The sequence below is a fragment of the Sorangium aterium genome (genome assembly GCF_028368935.1).
In the GTDB taxonomy this organism is placed as follows: Bacteria; Myxococcota_A; Polyangia; order Polyangiales; family Polyangiaceae; genus Sorangium; species Sorangium atrum.
This window is the reverse complement of sequence record NZ_JAQNDK010000004.1, coordinates 775,932-797,759: the sequence shown is the minus strand read 5'-3', so window position 1 is coordinate 797,759 and position 21,828 is coordinate 775,932. Positions and strand designations below refer to the sequence as shown.

15 protein-coding genes are annotated in these 21,828 nt (G+C 70.4%); 7 read left to right on the top strand and 8 right to left on the bottom strand.

From position 1 onward, the window contains the following. Positions 1–167: 167 nt before the first annotated feature. The 5 genes from POL72_RS34410 to POL72_RS34390 are packed head-to-tail and all read left to right on the top strand — an operon-like array spanning position 168 to position 5,719. Entirely contained in the window at positions 168–437 is a 270-nt protein-coding gene (locus tag POL72_RS34410; protein WP_272101023.1) for a PqqD family protein, read from the top strand. Next, positions 434–1,501, top strand: coding sequence for an ATP-grasp domain-containing protein (locus tag POL72_RS34405; protein WP_272101022.1), 1,068 nt, complete (start codon positions 434–436; stop codon positions 1,499–1,501). Before POL72_RS34410 ends, POL72_RS34405 begins: the two co-directional genes overlap by 4 nt. After that, a complete protein-coding gene (locus POL72_RS34400) occupies positions 1,498–2,841 on the top strand; it encodes a type III PLP-dependent enzyme domain-containing protein (protein ID WP_272101021.1) in 1,344 nt (447 codons plus the stop codon). The genes POL72_RS34405 and POL72_RS34400 overlap by 4 nt, the downstream gene beginning before the upstream one ends. Then, positions 2,829–5,081 (top strand): urea transporter, encoded by a 2,253-nt coding sequence (locus tag POL72_RS34395; RefSeq protein ID WP_272101020.1) that lies wholly within the window; start codon positions 2,829–2,831, stop codon positions 5,079–5,081. The genes POL72_RS34400 and POL72_RS34395 overlap by 13 nt, the downstream gene beginning before the upstream one ends. After that, positions 5,078–5,719: a tetratricopeptide repeat protein gene (locus tag POL72_RS34390; protein WP_272101019.1), complete on the top strand. Its 642-nt coding sequence runs from the start codon at positions 5,078–5,080 to the stop codon at positions 5,717–5,719. Before POL72_RS34395 ends, POL72_RS34390 begins: the two co-directional genes overlap by 4 nt. A gap of 35 nt (positions 5,720–5,754) precedes the next feature. Here POL72_RS34390 and POL72_RS34385 read toward each other — a convergent pair whose 3' ends face one another. Further along, the gene (locus POL72_RS34385) at positions 5,755–6,825 is read right to left on the bottom strand and encodes an FG-GAP repeat domain-containing protein (RefSeq protein WP_272101018.1); all 1,071 of its coding nucleotides are present in this window, start codon (positions 6,823–6,825) and stop codon (positions 5,755–5,757) included. 438 nt (positions 6,826–7,263) lie between these two features. Here POL72_RS34385 and POL72_RS34380 point away from each other — a divergent pair, with 438 nt between their 5' ends. Then, positions 7,264–8,508 carry a hypothetical protein gene (locus POL72_RS34380; RefSeq protein WP_272101017.1) on the top strand — a complete coding sequence of 415 codons (1,245 nt, stop codon included), beginning with the start codon at positions 7,264–7,266 and terminating at the stop codon, positions 8,506–8,508. Positions 8,509–8,605: 97 nt separating this feature from the next. On the opposite strand, the gene POL72_RS34375 is transcribed toward POL72_RS34380, so the two are convergent. Then, positions 8,606–10,306, bottom strand: coding sequence for a hypothetical protein (locus POL72_RS34375; RefSeq protein WP_272101016.1), 1,701 nt, complete (start codon positions 10,304–10,306; stop codon positions 8,606–8,608). 398 nt (positions 10,307–10,704) lie between these two features. Here POL72_RS34375 and POL72_RS34370 point away from each other — a divergent pair, with 398 nt between their 5' ends. Continuing rightward, positions 10,705–12,015 carry an ABC transporter substrate-binding protein gene (locus POL72_RS34370; RefSeq protein ID WP_272101015.1) on the top strand — a complete coding sequence of 437 codons (1,311 nt, stop codon included), beginning with the start codon at positions 10,705–10,707 and terminating at the stop codon, positions 12,013–12,015. A gap of 159 nt (positions 12,016–12,174) precedes the next feature. On the opposite strand, the gene POL72_RS34365 is transcribed toward POL72_RS34370, so the two are convergent. The 6 genes from POL72_RS34365 to POL72_RS34340 form a co-directional block, all read right to left on the bottom strand. Then, positions 12,175–14,322, bottom strand: a complete 2,148-nt coding sequence (locus POL72_RS34365) for a TonB-dependent receptor plug domain-containing protein (RefSeq protein WP_272101014.1) — start codon at positions 14,320–14,322, stop codon at positions 12,175–12,177. 93 nt (positions 14,323–14,415) lie between these two features. After that, positions 14,416–17,265 (bottom strand): response regulator, encoded by a 2,850-nt coding sequence (locus tag POL72_RS34360; protein ID WP_272101013.1) that lies wholly within the window; start codon positions 17,263–17,265, stop codon positions 14,416–14,418. 5 nt (positions 17,266–17,270) lie between these two features. Then, on the bottom strand, positions 17,271–17,732 hold the full coding sequence (locus POL72_RS34355) for a response regulator (RefSeq protein WP_272101012.1): 462 nt from the start codon (positions 17,730–17,732) through the stop codon (positions 17,271–17,273). Positions 17,733–17,899: 167 nt separating this feature from the next. Beyond that, positions 17,900–18,937 (bottom strand): type 1 periplasmic-binding domain-containing protein, encoded by a 1,038-nt coding sequence (locus POL72_RS34350; RefSeq protein ID WP_272101011.1) that lies wholly within the window; start codon positions 18,935–18,937, stop codon positions 17,900–17,902. Beyond that, a complete protein-coding gene (locus tag POL72_RS34345) occupies positions 18,928–19,554 on the bottom strand; it encodes a hypothetical protein (protein ID WP_272101010.1) in 627 nt (208 codons plus the stop codon). The genes POL72_RS34350 and POL72_RS34345 overlap by 10 nt, the downstream gene beginning before the upstream one ends. Before the next feature lie 1,373 nt (positions 19,555–20,927). Beyond that, positions 20,928–21,446 carry a hypothetical protein gene (locus POL72_RS34340; protein ID WP_272101009.1) on the bottom strand — a complete coding sequence of 173 codons (519 nt, stop codon included), beginning with the start codon at positions 21,444–21,446 and terminating at the stop codon, positions 20,928–20,930. Positions 21,447–21,828: the final 382 nt, after the last annotated feature.

Here is a 21,828-nt window from a genome sequence, read left to right as displayed (position 1 = left end):
ACGTTCGCCCCCGATGAGCACAAGGAGGGCAGGCAGCCGCGCCTGAAGCGCCGCGCGGCCCGCCATTCACGCCACGCGCCGGAGCAGCCGAGGTGCGCCCCGGGGACGGCGGCGCGTGCGTCGTCACGATCGGCGCGCCCAACATCCTTGAGAACGAGGAGGCTCGCGTGAGCGCGATCCTGCGATTGAAAGAGCTTGCACTCAGCGACACCGGATTCGTGTTCGATCCCGCGTCGGGCGCGACGTTCACCGTCAATCCCACCGGCCTGTGCGCCCTCAACGCCATGAAAGACGGGCTCTCGCGCGAGGAGGTCGCCGCCCGGCTCCGCGAGCGCTTCGACATCCGCGGGGGCGACCCGGCGCGCGACGTCGGCGAGTTCGTGGAGCTCCTCCGGCAACACGGCCTCATCTCCGCCGAGCCGGAGGGAGCCCAGTGAAGACGAGGCCCCGCACCATCGCCGTCACCGGCCTCAACGCGACCGACAACCCCGCGCCCGGCGTGGGCGTCATCCGGGCGCTCCGCGCGGGCGGCGACGCCTCGCTCCGCATCGTCGGCCTCGCGTACGACGCGCTCGATCCCGGCGCGTACGCCGGCGACATCGTGAGCGACGTGTTCATGATCCCCTATCCATCGCAGGGCCTGGAAGCGTTCGTGTCCCGCCTCGAGTACGTCCACCGCCGGGTCGGGCTCGACGTGATCATCCCGACGCTCGACGCCGAGCTGCCCTCGTTCATCGACATCGCGCCGCGGCTCCACGCCATGGGGATCGGCACCTGCTTGCCCACGCGCGAGCAGCTCGATCTCCGCTCGAAGGCGAGCCTCGCCGCGCTCGGCGCCCGCGCCGGCATCCGGGTCCCGCGCACGGCGGCCCTCTCGGACGCCGACGAGCTCCTCCGCATCCACGAGCGGGTGCCTTACCCCTTCCACGTGAAGGGCGTGTTCTACGGTGCGACGCTGGCGACGACCTTCGATGAAGCGGTGTCGGCCTATTACAAGGTGATTGCCCAGTGGGGCCTCCCGGTCCTCGTCCAGGAGCACGTGACCGGGGAGGAGCTCGATGTGGTGGCCGTCGGCGACGGGGAAGGCGGGCTCGTCGGCGCCGTGCCGATGAAAAAGATGCTCCTCACCGACAAGGGAAAGGGATGGGCCGGGATCACCGTGCGCGACCCCGAGCTCGTCGGCATCGCGCAGGCCTTCGCGGAGGCGACGAGGTGGCGCGGCCCCTTCGAGGTCGAGGTGATGCGCGACGCGCACGGGCGCTATCACCTCATCGAGGTCAACCCGCGCTTCCCTGCGTGGGTGTACCTGAGCGTGGCTGCGGGGATGAACCTGCCTCGCGCCGTGGTCGATCTCGCCGCGGGCGCGCCGATCGAGCCGCTCCGCGGCTACGAGGTCGGCGCGATGTTCGTCCGCATCTCGATCGACCAGGTCGCGCGGATCAGCGACTTTCAGAGCATGGTGACGACGGGCGAGCTCGTCCGTTCAGGAGGCCTCTCGTGAACAGCCCGGTCTACGAATCGCCCAGCATCGTCCGGCACCAGATGGGGGCGATGAACAAGTTCGGCCGCCTCCAGGGCGTGCGGCCCCTCACCCACATCGATGGAGTCGCCGTCGCCGATCTCGTCGCCGAGCACGGATCACCGCTCTTCGTGTTCTCGCAGCGGACGCTCGTGAACCGCTACCGCGAGCTCCACGGCGCGTTCGCGCGCCGCTGGGCCAAAGTGCGGATCGCCTGGTCGTACAAGACGAACTACCTCGAGGCGATCTGCCGCACGTTCCACCGCGAAGGCGCCTGGGCCGAGGTCGTCTCGCCCTTCGAGTACGACAAGGCGATCCTCGCGGGCGTCCCGGCCGAGCGGATCCACTGGAACGGCCCGTACAAGCCCGACGCGGCGCTCGCGCGCGCGGTCTCCGGCGGCTCGATCATCCACATCGACAACCTCGACGAGCTCGCGCGGATCGAGCGGGTCGCCGAGCGGGTCAAGGCGCGCCCGAAGGTGGCCATTCGGGTCAACATGAACATCGAGGGACTCGCGCCGTGGAGCCGGTTCGGCCTGAACCTCGAGTCCGGCCAGGCCAGGGAGGCAGTGAACCGCCTCGTGAGCGGAGATCGCATGGAGCTCACCGGGCTGCACTGCCATATCGGCACGTTCATCCTCGACCCGGGCGCCTACGGCAAGGCGGCGTCCAAGCTGGCGCGCCTCGCCAACGAGATACGCGCCGCGCACGGGATCCGGCTCTCGTTCCTCGACCTCGGCGGCGGCTTCGCCTCGAAGAACACGCTGAAGGCGCAGTACCTGCTCGGCGAGCAGGCATCTCCGTCGTTCGAGCGCTACGCCGAGGCCATCTGCGACGGCCTCGGCGAGCTCGATTGTCCCGCACGGGAGCTCCCGACGCTCGTCCTCGAGACGGGCCGCGCGCTGGTGGACGACGCGGGGTACCTGATCGCGACGGTCGAGGCCAAGAAGCGCCTCCCCGACGGGCGCAGCGGCCTCGTCCTCGACGCGGGCGTCAACCTGCTCTTCACCTCGTTCTGGTACAAACACGATGTCGTCCCGGCGCAGGAGTTCAGCGCCATGCAGGAGCCCACCGTGATGTTCGGCCCGCTGTGCATGAACATCGACGTGGTGCGCGACACCATGCAGTTCCCGGCGTCGTCCCCGGGAGATCGGCTCGTGTTCCGCAACGTGGGCGCCTACAACGTGACGCAGTGGCACCAGTTCATCACCCTCCGTCCGGCGGTGGTGATGGTGGGCGAGGGAGGCGCCTCCTGCATCCGCCGCGCGGAGACGCTCGACGATTTCCGCGCCGTCGAGGACGTGCCGGCATGGCTCAGGTGATCCCCGCGCCGACGAGCGGCGCGGCGCACGCGACCTGGACGGCCCGGCGCCGTCGGGTCGCGGCGGCCGTGAGCTCGCTGCTCGCGAGGAGCGGCGTCGCCGAGATGGGGGAGTCGCTCCTCCGGGTCTACGCGCACATCCTGTTCTCGCGCTCGCCGGCCGTGGGGCTGCTCGTGCTGCTCGCGACCGCCACCGTGCCTCGCGCCTTCGTGTTCGGCGTCATCGCGGCGTGCGCGGCGAACGGGGCCGCGCTCCTCCTCGACCTCGAGAAGGACGCCGTGAGGGACGGGTCCTACGCGTACAACGCGCTCCTCGTCGGCCTCGGCGTGGCGCAGTCGTTCACCGCGGACGGCCCCGCTGTCGCCGTCGCGCTGCTCGGCGCCGCCGCGTGCGTGGTGGTCACGGCCGCGCTGCGCTCCCTCTCCGGTCTCGGCTCCGGCGGCGCCGCCGGCCTGCCGGTGCTCTCGCTGCCGTTCATCGTCGTCTTCCACCTGACGCTGAGCACCTCGGCGTTCTCCGGGCTCACGCTCGCGGCGCACGCGCAAGCCCCGCCCGCGATCGAGGGCCTGCCCGCGCCCATCGCGCTGTTCGCGCGGTGCCTCGGCGGCCTCTTCTTCCTGCCCCGCGCCGACGCGGGCGCGCTGGTGCTCGCCGCGCTCCTCGTCCACAGCCGGATCGCCGCGCTCCTCGCCGCGCTCGCGTTCGCGGCGGTGCTCGGGCTCGCCTCGCGATGGCTCTCGCTCCCTGACGGCGCGCTCGACGTGCTCGGCTACAACGCCGTCCTCACGGCGGTCGGGCTGGGCGGCGTCTGGTTCGTCCCCTCGGCGTCCTCGTTCGCGCTCGGCCTGTCCGGCGCCGTCGCCGCCGCGCTCGTCACCGCCGGCGCGATGGCGCCGCTCGCGCGGCTCGGCGCGGCGCCGCTGATCCTGCCGTTCAACGTCACCGTCGTCGCCGCCCTGCTCGCGATGCGGCGGCGCGCGCGCGACGAGCGGCCCAAGGCCGTGGATTTCCTCCCGGGCACGCCCGAGCAGAACCTCGCGTACTTCCGCACGCGGCGCGCGCGCTTCCAGCGGTCGCCGCACGGGGTGAGCTTCCGGCTCCCGTTCCGCGGCACGTGGACGTGCACGCAGGCGGTCGACGGCGCGTTCACGCACAAGGAGCAGTGGCGGTATGCCTTCGATTTCCAGGTGATGGACGAAGGTGGCCAGGCCTTCCGCGGCGCCGGGAGCGCGCCGCAGGACTTCCACTGCCACCGGCTGCCCGTGGTCGCGGCCGCCGACGGCACCGTGGTGAAGGTCGAGTCGAGCGTGCCCGACAGCGACGTCGGCGCGATGAACCTCGAGCAGAACTGGGGCAACCACGTCATCGTGGCCCACGCGCCCGGCGTCTACTCCATGGTCGCGCACCTCGCGCGCGGGACGCTCAAGGTCGTGGAGGGGCAATGGGTGAAGCGGGGCGACGTCCTCGGGCTCGCCGGCAGCTCGGGTCGATCCCCCGAGCCGCACCTGCACTTCCAGCTCCAGTCGACCCATAAGCTCGGCGCGCCGACGCTCCCATGCAGCTTCACCGACGTGGTCACGGTCGGCGAGGAGGCGCGGCTCTGGCCCAGCCTGGAGCCGCGGGAGGGCGACGCCGTGCGCTCCATCGAGGCCGACGAGGACGTGTCCGCGTACTTCGGCTTCACCTGCGGCGACACCTGGGCGTACCGCGTCGGCGCGCACGTCGAGCGCGTCACGTGCGACGTGGACGTCTACGGGCGGCTCCTGATCCGCTCGGAGGACCGCGCCGCGTCGCTCTTCTACGGCAGGAGCGACGACCTGTTCACGAGCTTCGACGCGGTGGGCGACGACGCGTCGGTCGTTCACCTGCTGCGCGCGGCGCTCCCGCGGGTGCCGCTCGAGGGCAGCGCCTCGCTCCGCTGGGCGGACACGCTGCCGGCGCGGCGGTTCCGCGCGGTCGCGCTCCGGGCGCTCGCCGACTTCGTCGCCCCCTTCCTGCCAGGCGACGGGATCGAGATGGACCTCAGGATGCGCCGCGAGGGCGACCTCCTCGTGGTGCTCGGCGAGTCGCGGCGGCGCGATCGCCGCGGCGAGCCGCTCGTGCGGACGCGGGCGGAGCTCACGAGGGGCAGAGGGCCGCTCAGGGTCGAGATCACGGCGCAGGGCCGCACGCGGGCAGCGGAGCGGATCCAGGACGCCGACAGGAAATTCACCGTGTCATTCGGCGAGGAGACGTCATGAGAGCGAGTCGATGGTTCTTCGTGATGCTGGTCGGTTGTGCCTTGAGCGGCGTCCCTTCCGGGGCCGCCGAGGCGGAGGGGAGGCCGGCGGACCTGTTCCAGCTGTCCTATGACGCCGAGGCCGCCGGGAAGGTGCAGGACGCGCTCGCCGCGCTCGATCGCCTCCCTGCGCCGCAGAAGGATGGCTACGTGGCGGAGCTCCGCCGCGGCTGGCTCTATCACAAGCTCGGGCGCAACAAGGAGGCCGTCGACGCGTACGGCAGGGCGAGCGCGCTCGAGCCGAGATCGGTCGAGTCGCGCGTCGGCGCGCTGCTCCCGCAGATGGCGCTGCGCCGGTGGGCCGACGTGGAGGCGACCGCGCGGAAGGCGCTGCAGCTCGACCCCGCGAACTACCTCGCCAGCCTGCGGCTCGCGTTCGCCCTGTACAACCTGGCGCGCTACCCGGAGGCGGCGACGATCTACGGCCGGCTCGCGGAGATGTACCCGAGCGACGTCGAGGTGCGCTCGGGCCTCGGCTGGTCGCTGCTCAAGATGGGCAAGGGCGGCGACGCCGCGCGGGAGCTCCGGCGGGTCCTCGACATCGCGCCCAAGCACGCGCTGGCCCGGGACGGGCTGCGCGCGGCGGGCGTCTCGAACTGACGCGCCGGCGCGCGCCGCGAGCCGCCCGGGTCGGGTCAGCCGCCGGGGGGGCCCAGGATCACCGGCCCTGGCGAGAGGAGGTGGGTGCCATTCATCAACCAAACCGCCATCTGGCTCGTCCCCAGGCGTTGCCACACGACGTCCGTCATCAGATCGCCGTTGACGTCGCCGGCGGCGATCGCTCTCCAGCCGCCGCCGATCGGCCCGGGGATCACCGGCCCCACGTCGAGGAGCTCGACGCCGTTCATCAGCCACACCGCGATGAGGCCCTTGTCCTCGTTGGACCAAAGCACGTCCGCCATGCCGTCAGCGTTGAAATCGCTCGCCCAGAGGACTTCCCATCCCTCGCCGGCCGGCCCGGGGATCACCGGCCCCCGCCCGAGGACCTCGGTGTTGCTCATCAGCCACACCGTCATCAGGTTGCGCACGTCGTCGTTCCAGATCACGTCCCCGATGCGATCGAAGTTGAAGTCGGGGACGGGTCCGATGTCCCAGTCGCCGCCCGGCCCCGGAAGGAACGGGCCCGGCGCGAGCAGCTGATTGCCATCCATCAGCCACACCGTCATCAACTTCTTCTCTTCGTTATAAAAGAGCACATCCGAGCCGAGGTTGCGGTTGAAGTCGTTCGGCCGGATCACCCAGCCGCTGCCGCGTGGCCCGGGGATCACCGGCCCCTGCGCGAACGGCCGGCCTCCGTCCATGAGCCAGATCGTTATCAGGTCCCGCTGATCGTGACGCCAGATCACGTCCCCCATGCCATCGGCGTTGAAGTCGTTCGATATGGCGATCCAGCCTCTGCCGGCCGGCCCCTGAAGGATCGGGCCCGGCGTGAGCAGCTGGGCTCCGTCCATGAACCAGATGGCCATGCGGCTGCGATCGGGGTCTATCCAGAGGACATCCTGCTTTCCGTCGAAATTGAAGTCGATCGTCTGGATGATCCTCCACCCGTAGGCGCTGGCCCGCTGTTCTGCGACCCCGAGGGTGGGAGTCGCAGGCGCCGCGGATCCGCCCTCGTCGGGCAGGTCGACGCCGGCGGCGCAGCCGAGCACGGCGTGAATCGCAGCGGCGGCACACAGATACTTGGTCACGACCACAGGACTCGTCACGCTCGCCTCTCCTGCGCCGCGTGCGCGGCACGGCAGCCGCTCCTGGGGGGATGCGCGACCTCGCCCGTGGGCACGCCGCTCACGCGCCTCCTGGAACGGCAAGCGCCAGTCCATTCGCGACCGGCGTCGGCGCCGGGAGCGCTCGCGCTGTGGACGCCGCGGTGGCGCGCGCAGGGGAGCGCGCAGGGGAGCGCGCGCCACTCCACGCTTCTTGCAGGGAGCGTCGCCCCATAGGACTTCTATGCTCATCGAGCTGGTCTCACGGAGGACTCCCGAGCTCACGGGCTGGCTGCGCTCTGGCCGCTGCCGTCTCGGAGTCGGAAGAAGAGGCCTCCCGGGACACCGGGACGCGGAAGGCGACGATCGGCTCCTCGGCGCGCTCCACGCCGGAGTAGCTCCGTCGCTTCGCTGCTCTGATCGCAACCCAGGGGAGTGAACATGTCTGTTCCTGACGTGAAGCTCGTGCTCGGCACGGCGATGCTGCTCGTTCCATCCATCACTTGCGTGAACCCGCGCGAGGCGCCCGAGGTGCCCGAGCGCGCGGACAGCGGCGCACGAGCCGGGGTCGGCGAGGCCCGGCAGGCCCTGTGTTTTGGTCAGACGATCACGAACGTCCTCGTTCTACCGGAGACGTTCCACTGGGAGGATGCCGGCCACCTGCTCCGCGTGGCGGAGGGGTTCGGCCCGCGGACGCTCAGCGTCTCCGTATCGGCGAGCGTCACGCCGGCGGTGCGCGTGCTGAGCACCGTCACGCCCCGGCAGCCCCAGGCCGCGACGCGCACGGGCACGACAGGCAGCCGCGCGCTCAACAACTTCTGGCCTTTCCCGGCGCTCTCGGAGGACGAGCCGGTCGGGTTCTTCCAGCCCTTCCCGGGCGTTCCGGGCGGCATCCCCGGGGGCGACGACGACACCTTGGGCCCACAGCCTTCGACGGGAATGTCGGGCAGCGGCGGCGCCTGGAGCTATCAGCCCGCGCCGGGCATGCCGGGCGGCGGCACCTGGGGTCCTCAGCCTTCTTCCTCGGCCACGTCGGGCGGCGACATGTCCTCGGGCGCGCAGCCGGGCCCGCTGGATGATTGCGTGCCGTCGGACGAGCAGATCACCAAGGCGGTCGGGTTCGACGTGAGCGCGACCGTCGCGCTCGACGCGACCTCGGTCCTGTTCGTGCCCACGGCCGCGCTCGCGCGGGTCTCGGCCTATCCGGTCTACCAGCAATACACATGGGATATCGTCAGCACCACCGGCTGGAACTGGGAGACCCGTGCAGCAGAGACCGTCGTCGTGGGCTCTGGCATCGCCTACAGGCCGATCGGTATCTATTTCGATACCGACCTCATCTATGACCTGGCCGCGATCGGCGGCGGTCTGATCGATCCGGGCCCGTACGTGGACCCCGGCGGCAACGGCGGTGCAGGCAACGGCTCGACCCCCGGTGACGACGGGGGCGGCGGCGGGGCGAACGGCAGCCCCGTGGCGAGCGGCAGCACCGGGGCTGCCGGCGCCGTGGGGAGCGGCGTGGCGAGCGGGAGCACCGGGGCGAACGGCAACACCGGGGCTGACGGCAACTCCGGGGCTACAGGCAGCGGCGCGGGCGACAGCGCGGGCGGCGGCGGCGCAGGCGGCGGCGCCGGTGGCAACGACGGCGCGGGCGGCGCGGGCGGTCCCTGGATCATCGATCCATAGACCGCTGGCCGCAGCGGCGCTTCAGGTAGGGCGGCCGGCACCGGCACCGGCCGGGGGCTCGCAAAGCAGCCGATCTCGGCGCTCCCGCGCGCCGCCCCTACCGCGCCGCCCGCGCGATCTCGTCGGCCGCCCGCGCCCTCTCCTCCGCCGACTTCGACAGCGGCCCCGTCAGGAGCGCCTGCGCCTCGCGGAAGCGCGCCGCCACGTCGGACCAGTAGCTCGCTTCCGCGCCCTGCGGGGCGGCGATCTGCTTGATGACGGCCGCGTCGTACGCCGCGATGCCCGCGTACGTCGAGGCGGGCTTCGCGCGGGCCACCCAGTCGAGCGCGGCGAGTTCGCCGAGGCCCAGCGCCGCGAGCGGCGCCCGCCGCATCATGAGCGCCGCGTCCTCGGGGCCGTTGCGCAGGCCGAGCGCGACCGCGAGCAGCGTCGTCGCCTCGGCGGGGCGCGGCGTGTCCTTGGGCCACGCCGCGAGCAGCGCGGTCGCCTGATCGAAGTCCACGGCCCGCCAGTAGAGCCGGCCGAGCTCGAGCCGCGCCCTCGCATAGAGGAGCCTCGACTCGGGCGAGAGCTGCGCTGTGCGCAGCGCCGCGCGGTGCTGCAGTGGAACGCCCCGGCCGAGCAGGACGCGCAGGAGCTCGGGCCGCGCCGCCGCCTCGGGCGCGATCAGGCGGCCCGCGTAGTACGTCGGCAGCCGGGCCGCGAGCCGCTCGACGGCCGACGATGGGGGGGTGCCCGCCGCGAGCGGCGGCAGTTCCAGCGCGTCCAGCGCGTCGACGCGCCGGCCGCCATAGAGGCGGGAGAGCATCTCGCGCGCGCCGTCGACGCGGGCGTCGTGGAGCACGCCGACCGACGAGAGCTCGCGCAGGCCGACGAGCGCGGCGTCACGGCCGCGGGCCTTCCAGGGATCGAGCAGCTGATCGAGCTCACCGTAGTAGACGTCGGCGAGCTCCGCGTCCTTCCGCATGGCGTCCGGCAGCGGCGCGGACCGGACCGCCTCGACGAGCCGCATGTCGGCCCGCCCGGACTCCACGGCGACGATGCCCTTCGCGTAGAACGGAAGCTCGACGCCGCGCCGCCCGAGATCCTCGATCGCCCGGGCCTGCTCCGTCACCCACGCGAAGAGCGGGCCCTTCGTGAACGCGAGGACGCGCTGGACATCGTAGGGCGGCCGCAGCGTGGGCGGCTCGGTCGCGGTGCGCGCGAGCCGGGCCGAGAGCGTCAGGCCGAGAAGCACCTGGTAGAGGTCGCCCCGGAGCGCGCCGGGCGGCGTTTCGAGGAGCGGCGCGGCGATGGCGTCGCCGCAGGTGATAGGCGCGAGCTCGGCCCGGAGCGCGCGCGCGAGGCCCGCCTCGAGGCCCGCGCACGCCTCGACGCCCGCGAGCCGCGCGTCGCGCTTCGCGGCGTCGTCCTCGGCGAGCGCGGCGTCGAGCGCCTCGATCGCGCCCTGCGCGTCGCCGCAGGGCTGCGCGGGCGCGACGGGGGCGCGCCGCGCGAACGCCTCGCAGGCGCGCGGCGCGGCGGGCACGCCGGCCGGCGCCGGGGGGACCAGCGCGGTCTTCGGGTCGAAGGGCGCCGGCTTCAGGATCGGGAGCCACTCGTCCTTGAGCGTGCCGTGGACGGCGAAGGCCTCTTCCTCCGGGAGCGGCGCCGGCGGCGGGGCCGCCGGGCGGCCGTCGCCCGGCGAAACCGGCGCGTTCGGCGCGGGCGGAGGCGCCCCGGCGCAGGCCGCGAGGGACAGCCCGATCGCGGCGGCGAGGGCGTTGAAGGCGAAGTGCGAGCGAAGGTTGGAGGGCATCACGTCTCCTTGGACACGGGCGGTCCGCAAAGGTTTCGCGGACGAGCGGCGGGCGTCCATCACAATCCGAGCGGGGGCGCAACCTGGGCGCCGCCCACGGCACGGCACGGCGCCGCGGCCGGCGCCCGACCTGTGGGGTCCCTCTCTCTCGGTCACGCTCTCACCGCAGCCCGACACCCGTGTTCGTGACGGGTATCGATCGCAGAACGCAAACAGCGAACCTTGTGGTGCGCATCGCACCCACGGCCCTTGACAGCTCCGTCCTCAATGCGATGTCATCGTCTCGAAGGACAACCATGTACACTGGGATGCCTACCGTTCGGGACTGCCTCCATCGAGCCGGCGCGTGGCTGGGTTCGCGCAGGCGACGCATGCGCTGTATGGAGACCGGGCTGATTGTGGGACTCGCGTCCCTGCTCTCCGCGTCATGCTCGTCGACGGCGCCCGATGAGCCCGATGAGCCCGAGAACGCCATCAAAATTGGGGCCCTCCTCCCCTTCTCCGGGAGCGAGTCGGCCATCGGCCGCAACCTCGAGCAAGCCATGTTGCTCGCGGTCGAAGACGTGACCGCCGCGGGCGGGCTCGGAGGGAGGCCGTTCGACATCGTGAGCCGAGACAGCCACTCGAGCCAGGAGCGCGGGCTCGACCAGCTCCTCTCGCTGATCTACACGGATGACGTCCGCTACCTCGTAGGGCCCGAAGAGAACGAGCTCGCCCGCGACATCGCGTTCGAGGTGAAGAAGGAGGACCTCCTCCACATGCTGCCGGGCTATGCCGCGCCCTCCATCGCGCGCCGTGATGACGTGGGCGGCAGGATGAGGCTCGCCCCTTCCCCGTTCGCCATCGGCTGCGCGCTCGCGAAATACATCGTCAGCGACGGCGTCCGCACCGCCAATAGCCTCTCCGCGCGGGACGACTACAACACAGGCGTCAGCACCGAGTTCACGACCCATTTCGCGGCGCTCCAGGGCAGGATCCTCCCCTCGGTGACGTTCAGGCCGGGCGCGCAGACGTACAAGGACAAGATCGAAGCCGCCTTCAACCTGGATGACCTGGAGCGGGCGCCGGCTGGCCGCACGCTGCTGGCCGCCTATCCCGCCGCCGCCTCGACCATCGTGACCGAATGGACCGTCCGCGGACGTCCGGGCAGGTGGCTCCTCGGCCCTGCATTGCACACCGAGGTGTTCCTCGCCAACATCCCTCAAGGCACCCTCGATGACGACTCCTATGGGATCTCGCCCTCGCTCAGCCTGCGGAGCGAGTGCAGCCCCAAGGACGACACCGGCGAGAAGCTCGACTGCACGAACTGGAACGCCACCGCCTTCGCCTATCACTTCTCCCGCCGGTGGAACGGCGAGGTGCCGTTCCCCGCGGCGCACTTCTATTACGACGGCGTCGTCCTCATCGCGATGGGACTCGTGTACGGCTACGCGACCACCGGGCAGATCATCACGTCCGGGCATGAGCTGCGGCAGAAGATCCTCGAGCTCAACGATCCCAAGAACGACGTGGCCTTGTGGTGGGATCTGAACACCGCGATGGCCAAGCTCCGCGCGGGGACCCCGCTCCGCTACGTCGGGGCGGCCGCCGAATACGAGTTCGACGCCTACGGGGCGAGCCAGAATCACATCATGCAAAGGTGGGTCATCGAAGGCGACCAGTTCCGCGATCTCGACCCCTTCGACGCCAAGTGCGTGGTCCAGCAATGATCTAGAGCGGTCTCCGCTCTGCTAAACTGCAGAGCAGAGCGGCGGTCTCCCGCACAGGAGACGGGCCCAGATCGGCGTTTTCGGCGCGGAAGCGCACTCCGGTGCGCTGAGCACCGAAAACGCCGAGGTGGGCCCGTATCCGAAGCGGGTGACCGCCGCTCAGTAACGGTGTCGTAGCTCGAAGAAGATCTCGCGCGGCGCGAGCGGGTACTCGAAGCCCGAGAACCCGGGATCCGGGCCGAAGGTGCCGAGGATGTTCTTGGCGCGCACGGCCAGGGTCGTCTCGTGCCCCGGGATGATCCACAGGTTGCGCGCGACCAGGCTGGCGTTCCACCTGAGGTACGTGGGCAGCTCGAACGCGCCGCCGGCCTCCAGGGTGCTCGCCTCCGCGGACCGCCGGGGCCCGACGAGGATCCCTTGCGTCGAGAGCTCCAGCGGCACGGAGCTCGGCGACGGCAGCTTCACATAGGCCCCGGCACGGGCGATCCAGCTCGGGTAAGCGACCATCGACGAGCCGACCAGATCCGCCTGGTACCCCACCTGGCCGGACTCCCGGGTGGAGTGCACGGTCTCGAACGACCCGTAGCCCCCGAAGGCGTCGCCGTGCCGCAGCTCGGCGCGGGTCGCCCAGATCAAGGACTTCTGGCTGGACACGTTCAAGGCCGTCTGGTTGATGCCCCGCGGGACGAACTCTGCCTTGTCGTTCAAGAGGCTGTACGACACCCCCGTGCTCGCCGAGGCCCAGACGGCAGGCCTCCACGTCAGCTCCGCATCCACGGTGTGGATGAGCTGAGGCGACAGGCGCTCGTTCCCGATCACGTCGCCCGGCACGAGCGGCTGGGCGAAGAGCAAATACGGGGAGGGCGCCTTGAAGGCGCTGCCGTACAGCAGCTTGGCCACGACCGTCTTCCCCAGGTGCGAGGTCGCCCCGAATCGACCGGTCAGCTGATTGCCATACTTGCTGTGGTGATCGTAACGGAGCCCGCCCGTGAGCTTCAGCCACGGATCGAGCACCTTGAGGTTGGCGCTAAGGAGCGCCCCGATGTCGACCAGCTCGGCCGATTGCCGCTCCCGCTCCGGCGAGCCGAAGGACTGCCCCGTCTCCTTGGTGACCCGACGGAAAGACGGCATGTCCTCCTTGTCATAGACGGACTCCAGATTCAATATCAGGTTGAATCGGTCCCATGGCATCCACCGGGCCTCGACGTTCGCGTCCACGCCGCGATACGCCATGCGCCGCTCGATGTAGTACCAGCCGCCGGCGACGTCCACGCGATCGGCCGGCAGGACGCCGCCCTGGAAGTACATCCCCTGCACCGCGAACGCGAGCTCCCGGTTCAGCTGGAAGAGCCCGTCGACCGCCACGCGACGCTGCTGGAGGCTGACCACCGTGCCGGCGCGGTTCCCCTCGTCGTCCGTCCCGCCGGTGAGCTGCGCCCATTGCGCAAAATCCCCGCCGCGCCGGAGGCCTGACCAGTACGCGCTGAGCCTGAGGTGGTGCCCACGCTCGGGGCTGCGAAACCCGATGCGCGCCCCGACGACCCCCGACATGCGCTCGAGGTTCTGGGCGTCCAGGCGCCCCGCGTTGTAGGGCGGGATGAGGGCCGCCGGGGACTGGGTAGGCATCTCCAGGCCGCTTCGATCATCGAGCTCCCCCGCGGCCGTCAGCATCATCTCGAAGCGATCGGTGAACATGCCGCCCACCAGGTCGAGACGGCCGCGCGGGTGGTCCTTCGTCACGCCGACTTGCACCGTCCCGTCGGCGAAGGGAATGTCCTCCGGATCGAGGGTGATGATGTTGACGACCCCGAGGAACGCGTCGGCGCCATACAGCGCCGACGCCGGGCCGCGGACGATCTCGATCTGCTTGACGGCCGACAGCGGTATCAGCTCCGTGCCCAGCCAGTTGCCGCTGGTGGTCCGGAACGCCGCCGATCGCCCGTTGATCATCACCTTGATCCCGCCGCTCTCGGCCCCCAGCCCGCCCGTCATCCCCTGCACGCCGGCGTTCGGCAGGATGTGATCGTCGATAAGGTAGAACCCGACGACGTGCTCCAGCACCTCGCCGACGCTCGTATATCCCCAGCGCTGGATCTCTTCCGCGGTGATCGCCGTCATGATGGCGGGCGCGTCGTCGAGGGTCTCCAGCGTCTTGGTGGCCGTCGACACCTCGACGTCGAGCAGCCGCAAGAGGTCGACGTCCTCGAGCGCGTCGTTCCGGCGCTCACCCCCCACCGCCTTCGGCGCTGCCGGCGCCGTCGCGGCCGTCGGCTGGGCCCATGCGAGACCGGGGATCGAAGCGATCACCAGCGCGACCATCCACCTGGTTCCGAGTGAGGCAAGCATCATGCGGGTTCAGTGAGCTCCAGACCTTCGTCCATCGTCGATTCGGCGCGATCGTCACGTCGCCTTGGCGGTCGCGGCGAGCTCCTCCTTCAGGGCAACGCTCACGGCGTCGAACTCGTCACGTATCCGCGCGAGGTCGCGGGCCTGCGGCACCTCGCCTTGACCGGCGGCGAGCTGCATCTTCTCCGCCAGCTCCGCGACGCGTCCCGCGCCGATCGAGAGCATGCTGCCCTTCAGCTTGTGAGCGTTCGCCTTGATCTCTGCAGCCACGGCGCTCCGGATGACCCCCTCCAGGCCATCGAGCTGCGCCGGGACGTTCTTGAGAACCAGCTCGATCAGCTTCCGCGAGCGCGGGACCTCCGGGTCGAGCACGGGCGCGCTCTCCGCCTCCGTCGCGGCGGCGGAGAGAGACGGAGACGACCCGGGCTCCTCTCGGCTCAGGACCACGTGGCGCCACAAGGTCTTCTGCAGAGATTGAGGGCGCACCGGCTTGGCCAGATAGTCGTCCATCCCCGCGGCGAGCACCCGGTCCCGCTCGCCGACGAGCGCGTGCGCCGTCAGCGCGATGATCACCGTGTGGCGATTCCTCGAGCGCTCCCAGGCGCGGATCTCCTGGGTCGCGGTGTACCCGTCCATCACGGGCATCTGGCAATCCATGAGCACGGCGACATACTGCTTCCGCTTGACGCACTCGAGAGCCTCCTGGCCGTTGCACGCGGTCTCCACGCGCAGCCCCAGCTGCTCCACCTGCTCCATCGCCACGTAGCGGTTGATCTCGTTGTCATCGACGACCAGCACGGGGAGCTTGCTCGCGATCTTGCCCGGCTCCGCGCCGGGCTTGCTCGGCGGCGGGGTCGAGGCGCCCGTGAGCGCGCTCTGCAGCGTGTTGTACAGCTCGGAGACGCGGAGCGGCTTGGGGAGCTGCGTGACCATGCTGGAGTCCATCCCGCTCAACGTCACGCTCGATCCCATGTGGTAGAGCGCCACCACGGGCAGCGTCTGCAGCGCCGGGACCGACTGGATGGTCTTGAGGAACTCCTCGAGGCCGAGATCGTCCATCTGGACACCGACGACGGCGGCGCTGAACGGCCGCCTCTCCAGCACCGCGAGCTCGAGCCGATTGATGGCGTCCCTGCCGGAGGTCGCGGACTCGGCGTCGAAGCCCCAGGCCACCAGGTGCTCCACAACGACGTCGCGCCAGCTCCTGCTGTTCTCCACCACGAGCGCGCGGCGCCCGCTCGCCCACTCGGCGGAGCGGATCTGCTCGCCTCCGGCCGTGACGCCGACCCTGATCGTGAACCAGAAGCGGCTGCCCTGCCCCGGCGTGCTGTCGAGGCCGACCTCGCCGCCCATGACCTCGACGAGGCGCTTGCTGATCGCGAGCCCGAGGCCCGTGCCGCCGTGCTTGCGGACCAGCGAGCCGTCCACCTGCGAGAAGGCCGCGAAGAGCTTCTTCTGGTCGTCGGGCGCGATGCCGGGGCCGGTGTCCACCACGGCGAGCTTGATGAGCGCCGTGGCCTTGTCCTGCTGAGAGGTCGAGGCGTCGATCAGCACCTCCCCGCGCTCGGTGAACTTGATCGCGTTGCCGACCAGGTTGGTGAGCACCTGGCGGAACCGGTCGGGGTCGCCCACGATGCCGGTGGGGACGCGGCGCTCGACGCGGTACACGAGCTCGAGGCCCTTCTCGTGCGCCTGGCTCGCCATCAGCTCCGCGACCTCCTGGATGACGAGGCGCAGATCGTAGGAGACGTGCTGCGCCACGTACTTGCCGGCCTCGAGCTTCGAGAAGTCGAGCACGTCGTTGATGATCGACATCAACGTGTTGGCGGAGGCGTCGACGGTCTCCACGTAACGCCGCATCTTGCCGTCGAGCGACTGGTTCTGCATGAGCCGGATGACCCCGAGGATCCCGTTCATCGGCGTCCGGATCTCGTGGCTCATGTTGGCGAGGAACTCGCTCTTCATCCGGGACGCCTCGAGCGCCTGCTCGGTCTTCACGCGCAGCTCCTCGAACGCCTGCTCGTTCGCCTCGACCATGCTGTTGAAGGCCGCTCCGAGCAGCTCGAGCTCGTCGCCGCTCGTGATCTGCACGCGCTCCCACTTCTTCCGATCCACGATGGGCGATTCGGTCGACGGCGCGCTCGAGCGGAGCCCGGTGGCGATGGCCCCCGCCGCCGTGCGCAGCGCGAGCAGCGGCTCGGTGATGTGGACAGCGACCCGCTTGACGAGGAAATAGCTGGCCGCCCCGCTGCCGAGGATCAGCGCCACGATCAGGCCGAGCGTGGTCACGAGCCGGTTCGCGGCGAGGTCCCGGGCCTGGACCATGCGCTCGACGACGCTCCTCGTGCTGATGCCGTAGATCACGGTCCCGGCGTGGGTCCCCTCCGAGATGACCGGGGCCGCGACCTCGAGGACGTCATCCCCGCCCAGGGGGTTCTGCCGCCGCCGCAGCACGAGCCGGGTCTGGTGCGCGGTGCTGATCCCGAGGGACTCCAGGTCCGCCGCGGTGAAGTTAGGCGCCGCCGGGCTGGGCGCGTCGTTCGAGGTGGGCACCCTGGCCAGGCCGCTCGCGGCCCAGACCCGGTTCTCCGCGTCGAAGAACAACCCGTAGGCGATGTCGTTGTTCTCGGAGACGGTCTGGTGAATGAGCGCCTTGACATCCCCGAAGAGGTTGTCCGCCACCAGGCTGCGCAGCGCCAGCGCCTGATTGAAGCCGAGCAGGCGCGCCTTCTCTTCGAGACCGCTCAGGAGCTCCTGCTCACGCTTGGCCTGGACCGCACGATCCGTCGAATAGATGAGCGCGCCGCTCGCGAGCAGCGTGGTGCCTCCGAGCAGCAGCAGCGCGCCCAGGATCAGGCGCAGCAGCTTGATGCGGAGCGAGCCGTGGGTGTTCGGGGTTGCCATGCACTCTACTTTGGGCGCCTTATCGAGGGCGGCGGGTTAGAGGAGGACGACGCCGCAGAAGACCCCGCTGACGAAGGCGGCGGCGGGCTGGTCTTCCCGGCGCGCGAGGCCACCGCGCGCTCGACCGCCGGAGCCAGCGCGACGTGCAGCTTCGCTTTCGAGACGATGCCGTCGGCGCCGACCTTCTCGCCGATCGCGCTCAGCTTGTCGATATCACAGCTGGAGACGAGGACGATACCCAGGTTCGAGAGCTGCGCGTTGTCGCGGAGCAGCTTCGCCAGCTTGTCGCCGTTGATGGTCGGCATGTTGATGTCGAGCGCGACCACGGAGATCTTGTCTCGCTTGATGACCGCCGTCGCGCCGATGGGCGTGGCCAGCTCAACCACGTCGAAGCCGGCCCTGACCAGGACGGCGCGCATCGCCTCGCGAGCGATGTCGTCGTCATCGATCACGAGCACCCGGATCATGACGGCGCGCTCCAGGAATGGCAGCTACGCGTGCGACGCTCCCCATGCGACGAGCAGATGGCAGGCGAGCCGGGGAGCTCGATGGTTCGAGCTAGCCCCTCGCATCGTGACCATGTGCCCGGTTGGAAAGGTAATCGCACGGCGCCTCCATTCCCCCCGATACGCGCTCACCTACCGATGAGAAAGTCAACTTGGCCGAACTGGCTGGAATTCAGGCCGAAGCGCCGTGCGAGCCTCACGTCGACCAGGCGTTTCACCGAGATGGGAAGGCGGACGCCCGACGACCGGAGCTTCCAGTCCGCGTCCGCGAGCTCGTAGAGGAGATCCGCCGCTTGCACCGCGAGCGCCTGGGTGTCGGGGATGGCCGCGAACGTCCCGAACTCCGCGTGCTCGTTCACGAGCGAACGCACGGCCACGACCACCGGAGCGCCGAGCCGGTCCACATAGGGCAGCCAGACGTTCGTCAAGAACCTCGGGCTCAGCAGGCCATTGTCGTTCGGCAGCCAGATCGCGTCGACCTTCGCCCGCTGGAGGTTCACGAGCGCGGCGCGGAGGTCCTGCACGCGTGGCTTGTTCGAGAGCTCTTCCTTGACGAAGGCCAGCTTCTCGACGTGCATGAGCGCTTCCTGTCGCGCGATGTGATCCGCGAAGCCCTGGCGGTACACGACGCCGACCCGATGTGCGTCGAGGCCCAGCGTGCGCAGGCCCACCATGGCCGTGACCGCCGGCACCTCGTAGGAGATGGCGACCGAGTTGGGGACGGTGCGCTGGAGCTCCTCGGCGAAGGACGCCATCAAGATCAGCGCGACCGGCGGGGTCGGGACGGTGCGCGCCCACTCGCGATACAGGAGCACGGTCGAGTTGTTGACAAGCACCACCGCCTTCGGACGATCGCGGGCCACGATCCGCGCCACGAGGTCAGGGCTCGACTCCTCGCTGCGCAGCAGCGAGGTGATGACATGGTGTTCCCCGGACAGCTCGACGCGGAGCGATCTCAGCATGTCGTCGAGCTGCGGATCCGAGGGGGCGATGACGGAGATGACCGGCTTCGCGTCCGGAGGTGGCGCCTTGAGCGACGGCGCCGGGTCGCTGGCCACGTGCGTGGCCGGACCCGACGAACAGCTCAGGGACAGCACGAGCCCCGCGAGGGCGGAGGCCCGCAGCAGCGAGCGCCGAGAGAGGGGACGCGTCGACCTTACTTCCATTCGTCAACCCCCAGATCGGCGAGCACGTGTTTCGGAAGCCTCCGGATCGCGCTCTCCACCGTTTGGCGCTCGCTCAGGAACGTGACCGCCACCAGCCCGACCTTCGCCGTCGAGAGGCTGAGGATCGTGAACGTCATCTTGCTTCTCGACTCGAAGTCAGAACGAAATCGCTCCGGGAGAAGGACCGCGTCGGCCGTCTGGAACTGGAGCAGCTGCAGGAGGTCTTCGATCTTCGTGACGCGCTGGACCTCGGGCGCAGCGCTCACACCCAGCAGCCCCGCTACGAACTTAGGGAGCGATTTTCGTTCGACCAGATCGACGATCCCATATCTGAGACCCGAGAGCATCTCCTTGGTGAGAGCCCTCGTCGAGACCAGGAGGTACTGCTCCGCGTCGCTCCCGGCCTTCATGCCCTGGATGTCGGCGGTCCGATTGAGCGAAGCCAGGACCGGCTTCGGCGAGAGGGCGGCGTCGGGCGGCGTCGACTCGAGCGCTGCTTTGAAATCGCTCAACTTTCCGAACACGGTGACATCGACGCCGGGCATCGACTCCTCGATCTTCTGCTCGAGGGCGCGAGCGCGAAGCGGTGTCACCGCATACACATAGAGCGTGGCCACGGGCCCAGCCGTGGTCGGCGGGCTGAGCAGCAGAAGGCAGCACCCGATGAGCAGCGCCGCCCCGAGCAGGACCATCGGCGCGCGCTTCGATCGGAGCCCCGGGCGAGCCGGAACTCCGGTCCTGTCGGGCCAGGCGCGCTCGGCGAGAGTCCTGAGGAGTGAGCGAAATCCCCCGTGCCGGACCGGAGGAGCCGCGCGGTTATTTCGTGGCATCCACGATGACGCCCAGCGGATTGCGATTCGCGCTCGACACGCGAGGTGCCCCACGGCCCGCTCGACCGCTGACCGCCGTGCCCCCATGGAGCGCCTGCAGCTGGTTTCCACCCGGCTCATGTCCTCCCGGTCATCATGGTAGGCAGCGTAGCCGATGGTTAACCCTCTTTGTCAAGCGCCCCCTGGGAGGCGCCCCCGCGTCCCCACCGAGCTTGGCGAAATGGGGACGTCGGAGAGGGTGACGACACCCGACGGCCGCTCCCCCGCCCGCAGCCGGCCAGCACGACCGCACCGGCACCGCCGCACGCGCAAACCACGGGGGCGAGCGCTTGACACGCTCCTCACGCCTCTCGGTGTCAGGGCTCGATCTCGAGCCCCAGGGGCGCCATGCCCCCCGCACAGCGGGAGCAAGAGACGGCACCTCGGAGAAAGCAGCAGATGGCGCCCCGGATTCGCGCGATACATCATGCTTCGTCAGCCTACATGGTGAGCGATGGTGCATCGTGATGCTCGGTAATTTCACCTTGTCATGCACAAACAGCAGAATCCCCGGGTGCGCCGCCGCTCCCCGCCACCGAGATCGAAGAGTCGCGCTTCGCGCTCGATCTACTTACCGCCTACCGCTGGCGCTCTGCTCACCGGCTACCGCTGGCGCTCTGCTCACCGGCTACCGCTGGCGCTCTGCTCACCGGCTACCGCTGGCGCTCTACTTACTGCCTACCGCTGGCGCTCTGCTTGCCGCCTACCGCTGGCGCTCTCCTGCCGGCGCTTGCCGCTGGCGCAGGACGATCGCGGCGTCCAGCTCTCCGGTGCGGCGTCCGGCCAACAATCGCTCCGACAACGGGATTGTAGTCCATCCGGTCGCCGCACAGCAACCCTCGCGAACCGCGGCCGCAGGGTCGGGGTGTCGTGGATCACAGCGGACGGCGCGCCACAGAGACGCTGGCGCCGGCCGCCGCGCAGGCGTGAGGCAGAGCGCCCTTGGACCCGGCGTATTTGCAAGGAACTCTCGTGACCTGGAGAACGAAGGTTCCACTCGAAGGGTACTCAGTACTCAGCCAGCGGCCGGGCAAACCGCTGCCCGCCTCTGCCCGGAGCGCCGGGCGAGCGGAGCGGCTCGCCCGGCGACGCGGCGCACCGCGCTCCGGCGCGCCGTCGTCTCAGTACCACTCGCTGCCGAGGCCCAGCGTGAAGGTGAACGTCGGCCCGTCTGGCAGGAACACCGGGTGGAGATCCGCGCTGATCGCGAAGCCGCTCCGCCGCGCGCCGCTCCCGGCAAGGCCTCCGAGGATCAGGGCGCCCCGCGCGTGAGCGCCGAAGTACCAGGAGGCCGTGCTCTCGCAGCCGGCGCTCGGGAGCGGGATGCCGCCCTCCGGGACCTCCGCGCCGCAGGTCGCGACGGCCACGTAATCCATGGAGGGTCCCGCGCCGAGATCGAGGAAGTGGAACAGCGTGAAGCCCGCGAGCACCGAGTTGTAGTCGATGAACCCCGCCTCGAATCCAGCGCTGTTCTCGGTGCTCTCGGGGGTGAGCGTCACCATCGGTGTGTTCTGGTAGTATATCGCGAAATAGTGGTTGACCTGGACACCGAGCCGGCCAGAGAGCGCGAAGACGGCCCCCGCGCCCGTGGGTGACTCGATGATCCCGCCGCTGAGCGACGTACCGAAACGAAAGCGCATCCCGTCCTTCTCGCCGTCCTCGGGCTCCGTCGGCTTCTCCTCGGGAGCGGGCGGAACCGGCGGGGGCGGCTCCGGAGCGGGCGTGTCCGCCGCCGGCGCGGACCGCGGCGCAGGCGGCGGCGCGAGCGGGGGTGCAGGCCGCGGCGCGGACGGCGGCGCAGGCGCGGGTGTGGACCGCGGCGCGGGCGCAGGCCGCGGCGCAGGCTGCACCGGCGTGGGAGATGGCGGCGGCAACGGCGTGGGAGCAGGCGTTGGCGCTGGCGCGGGCGGCACGGGTGTCGGCGCTGGCGCGGGCGGCACGGGTGTCGGCGCTGGCGCGGGCGGCACGGGTGTCGGCGCTGGCGCGGGTTGCACCGGGGTCGGCGCTGGCGCGGGTTGCACC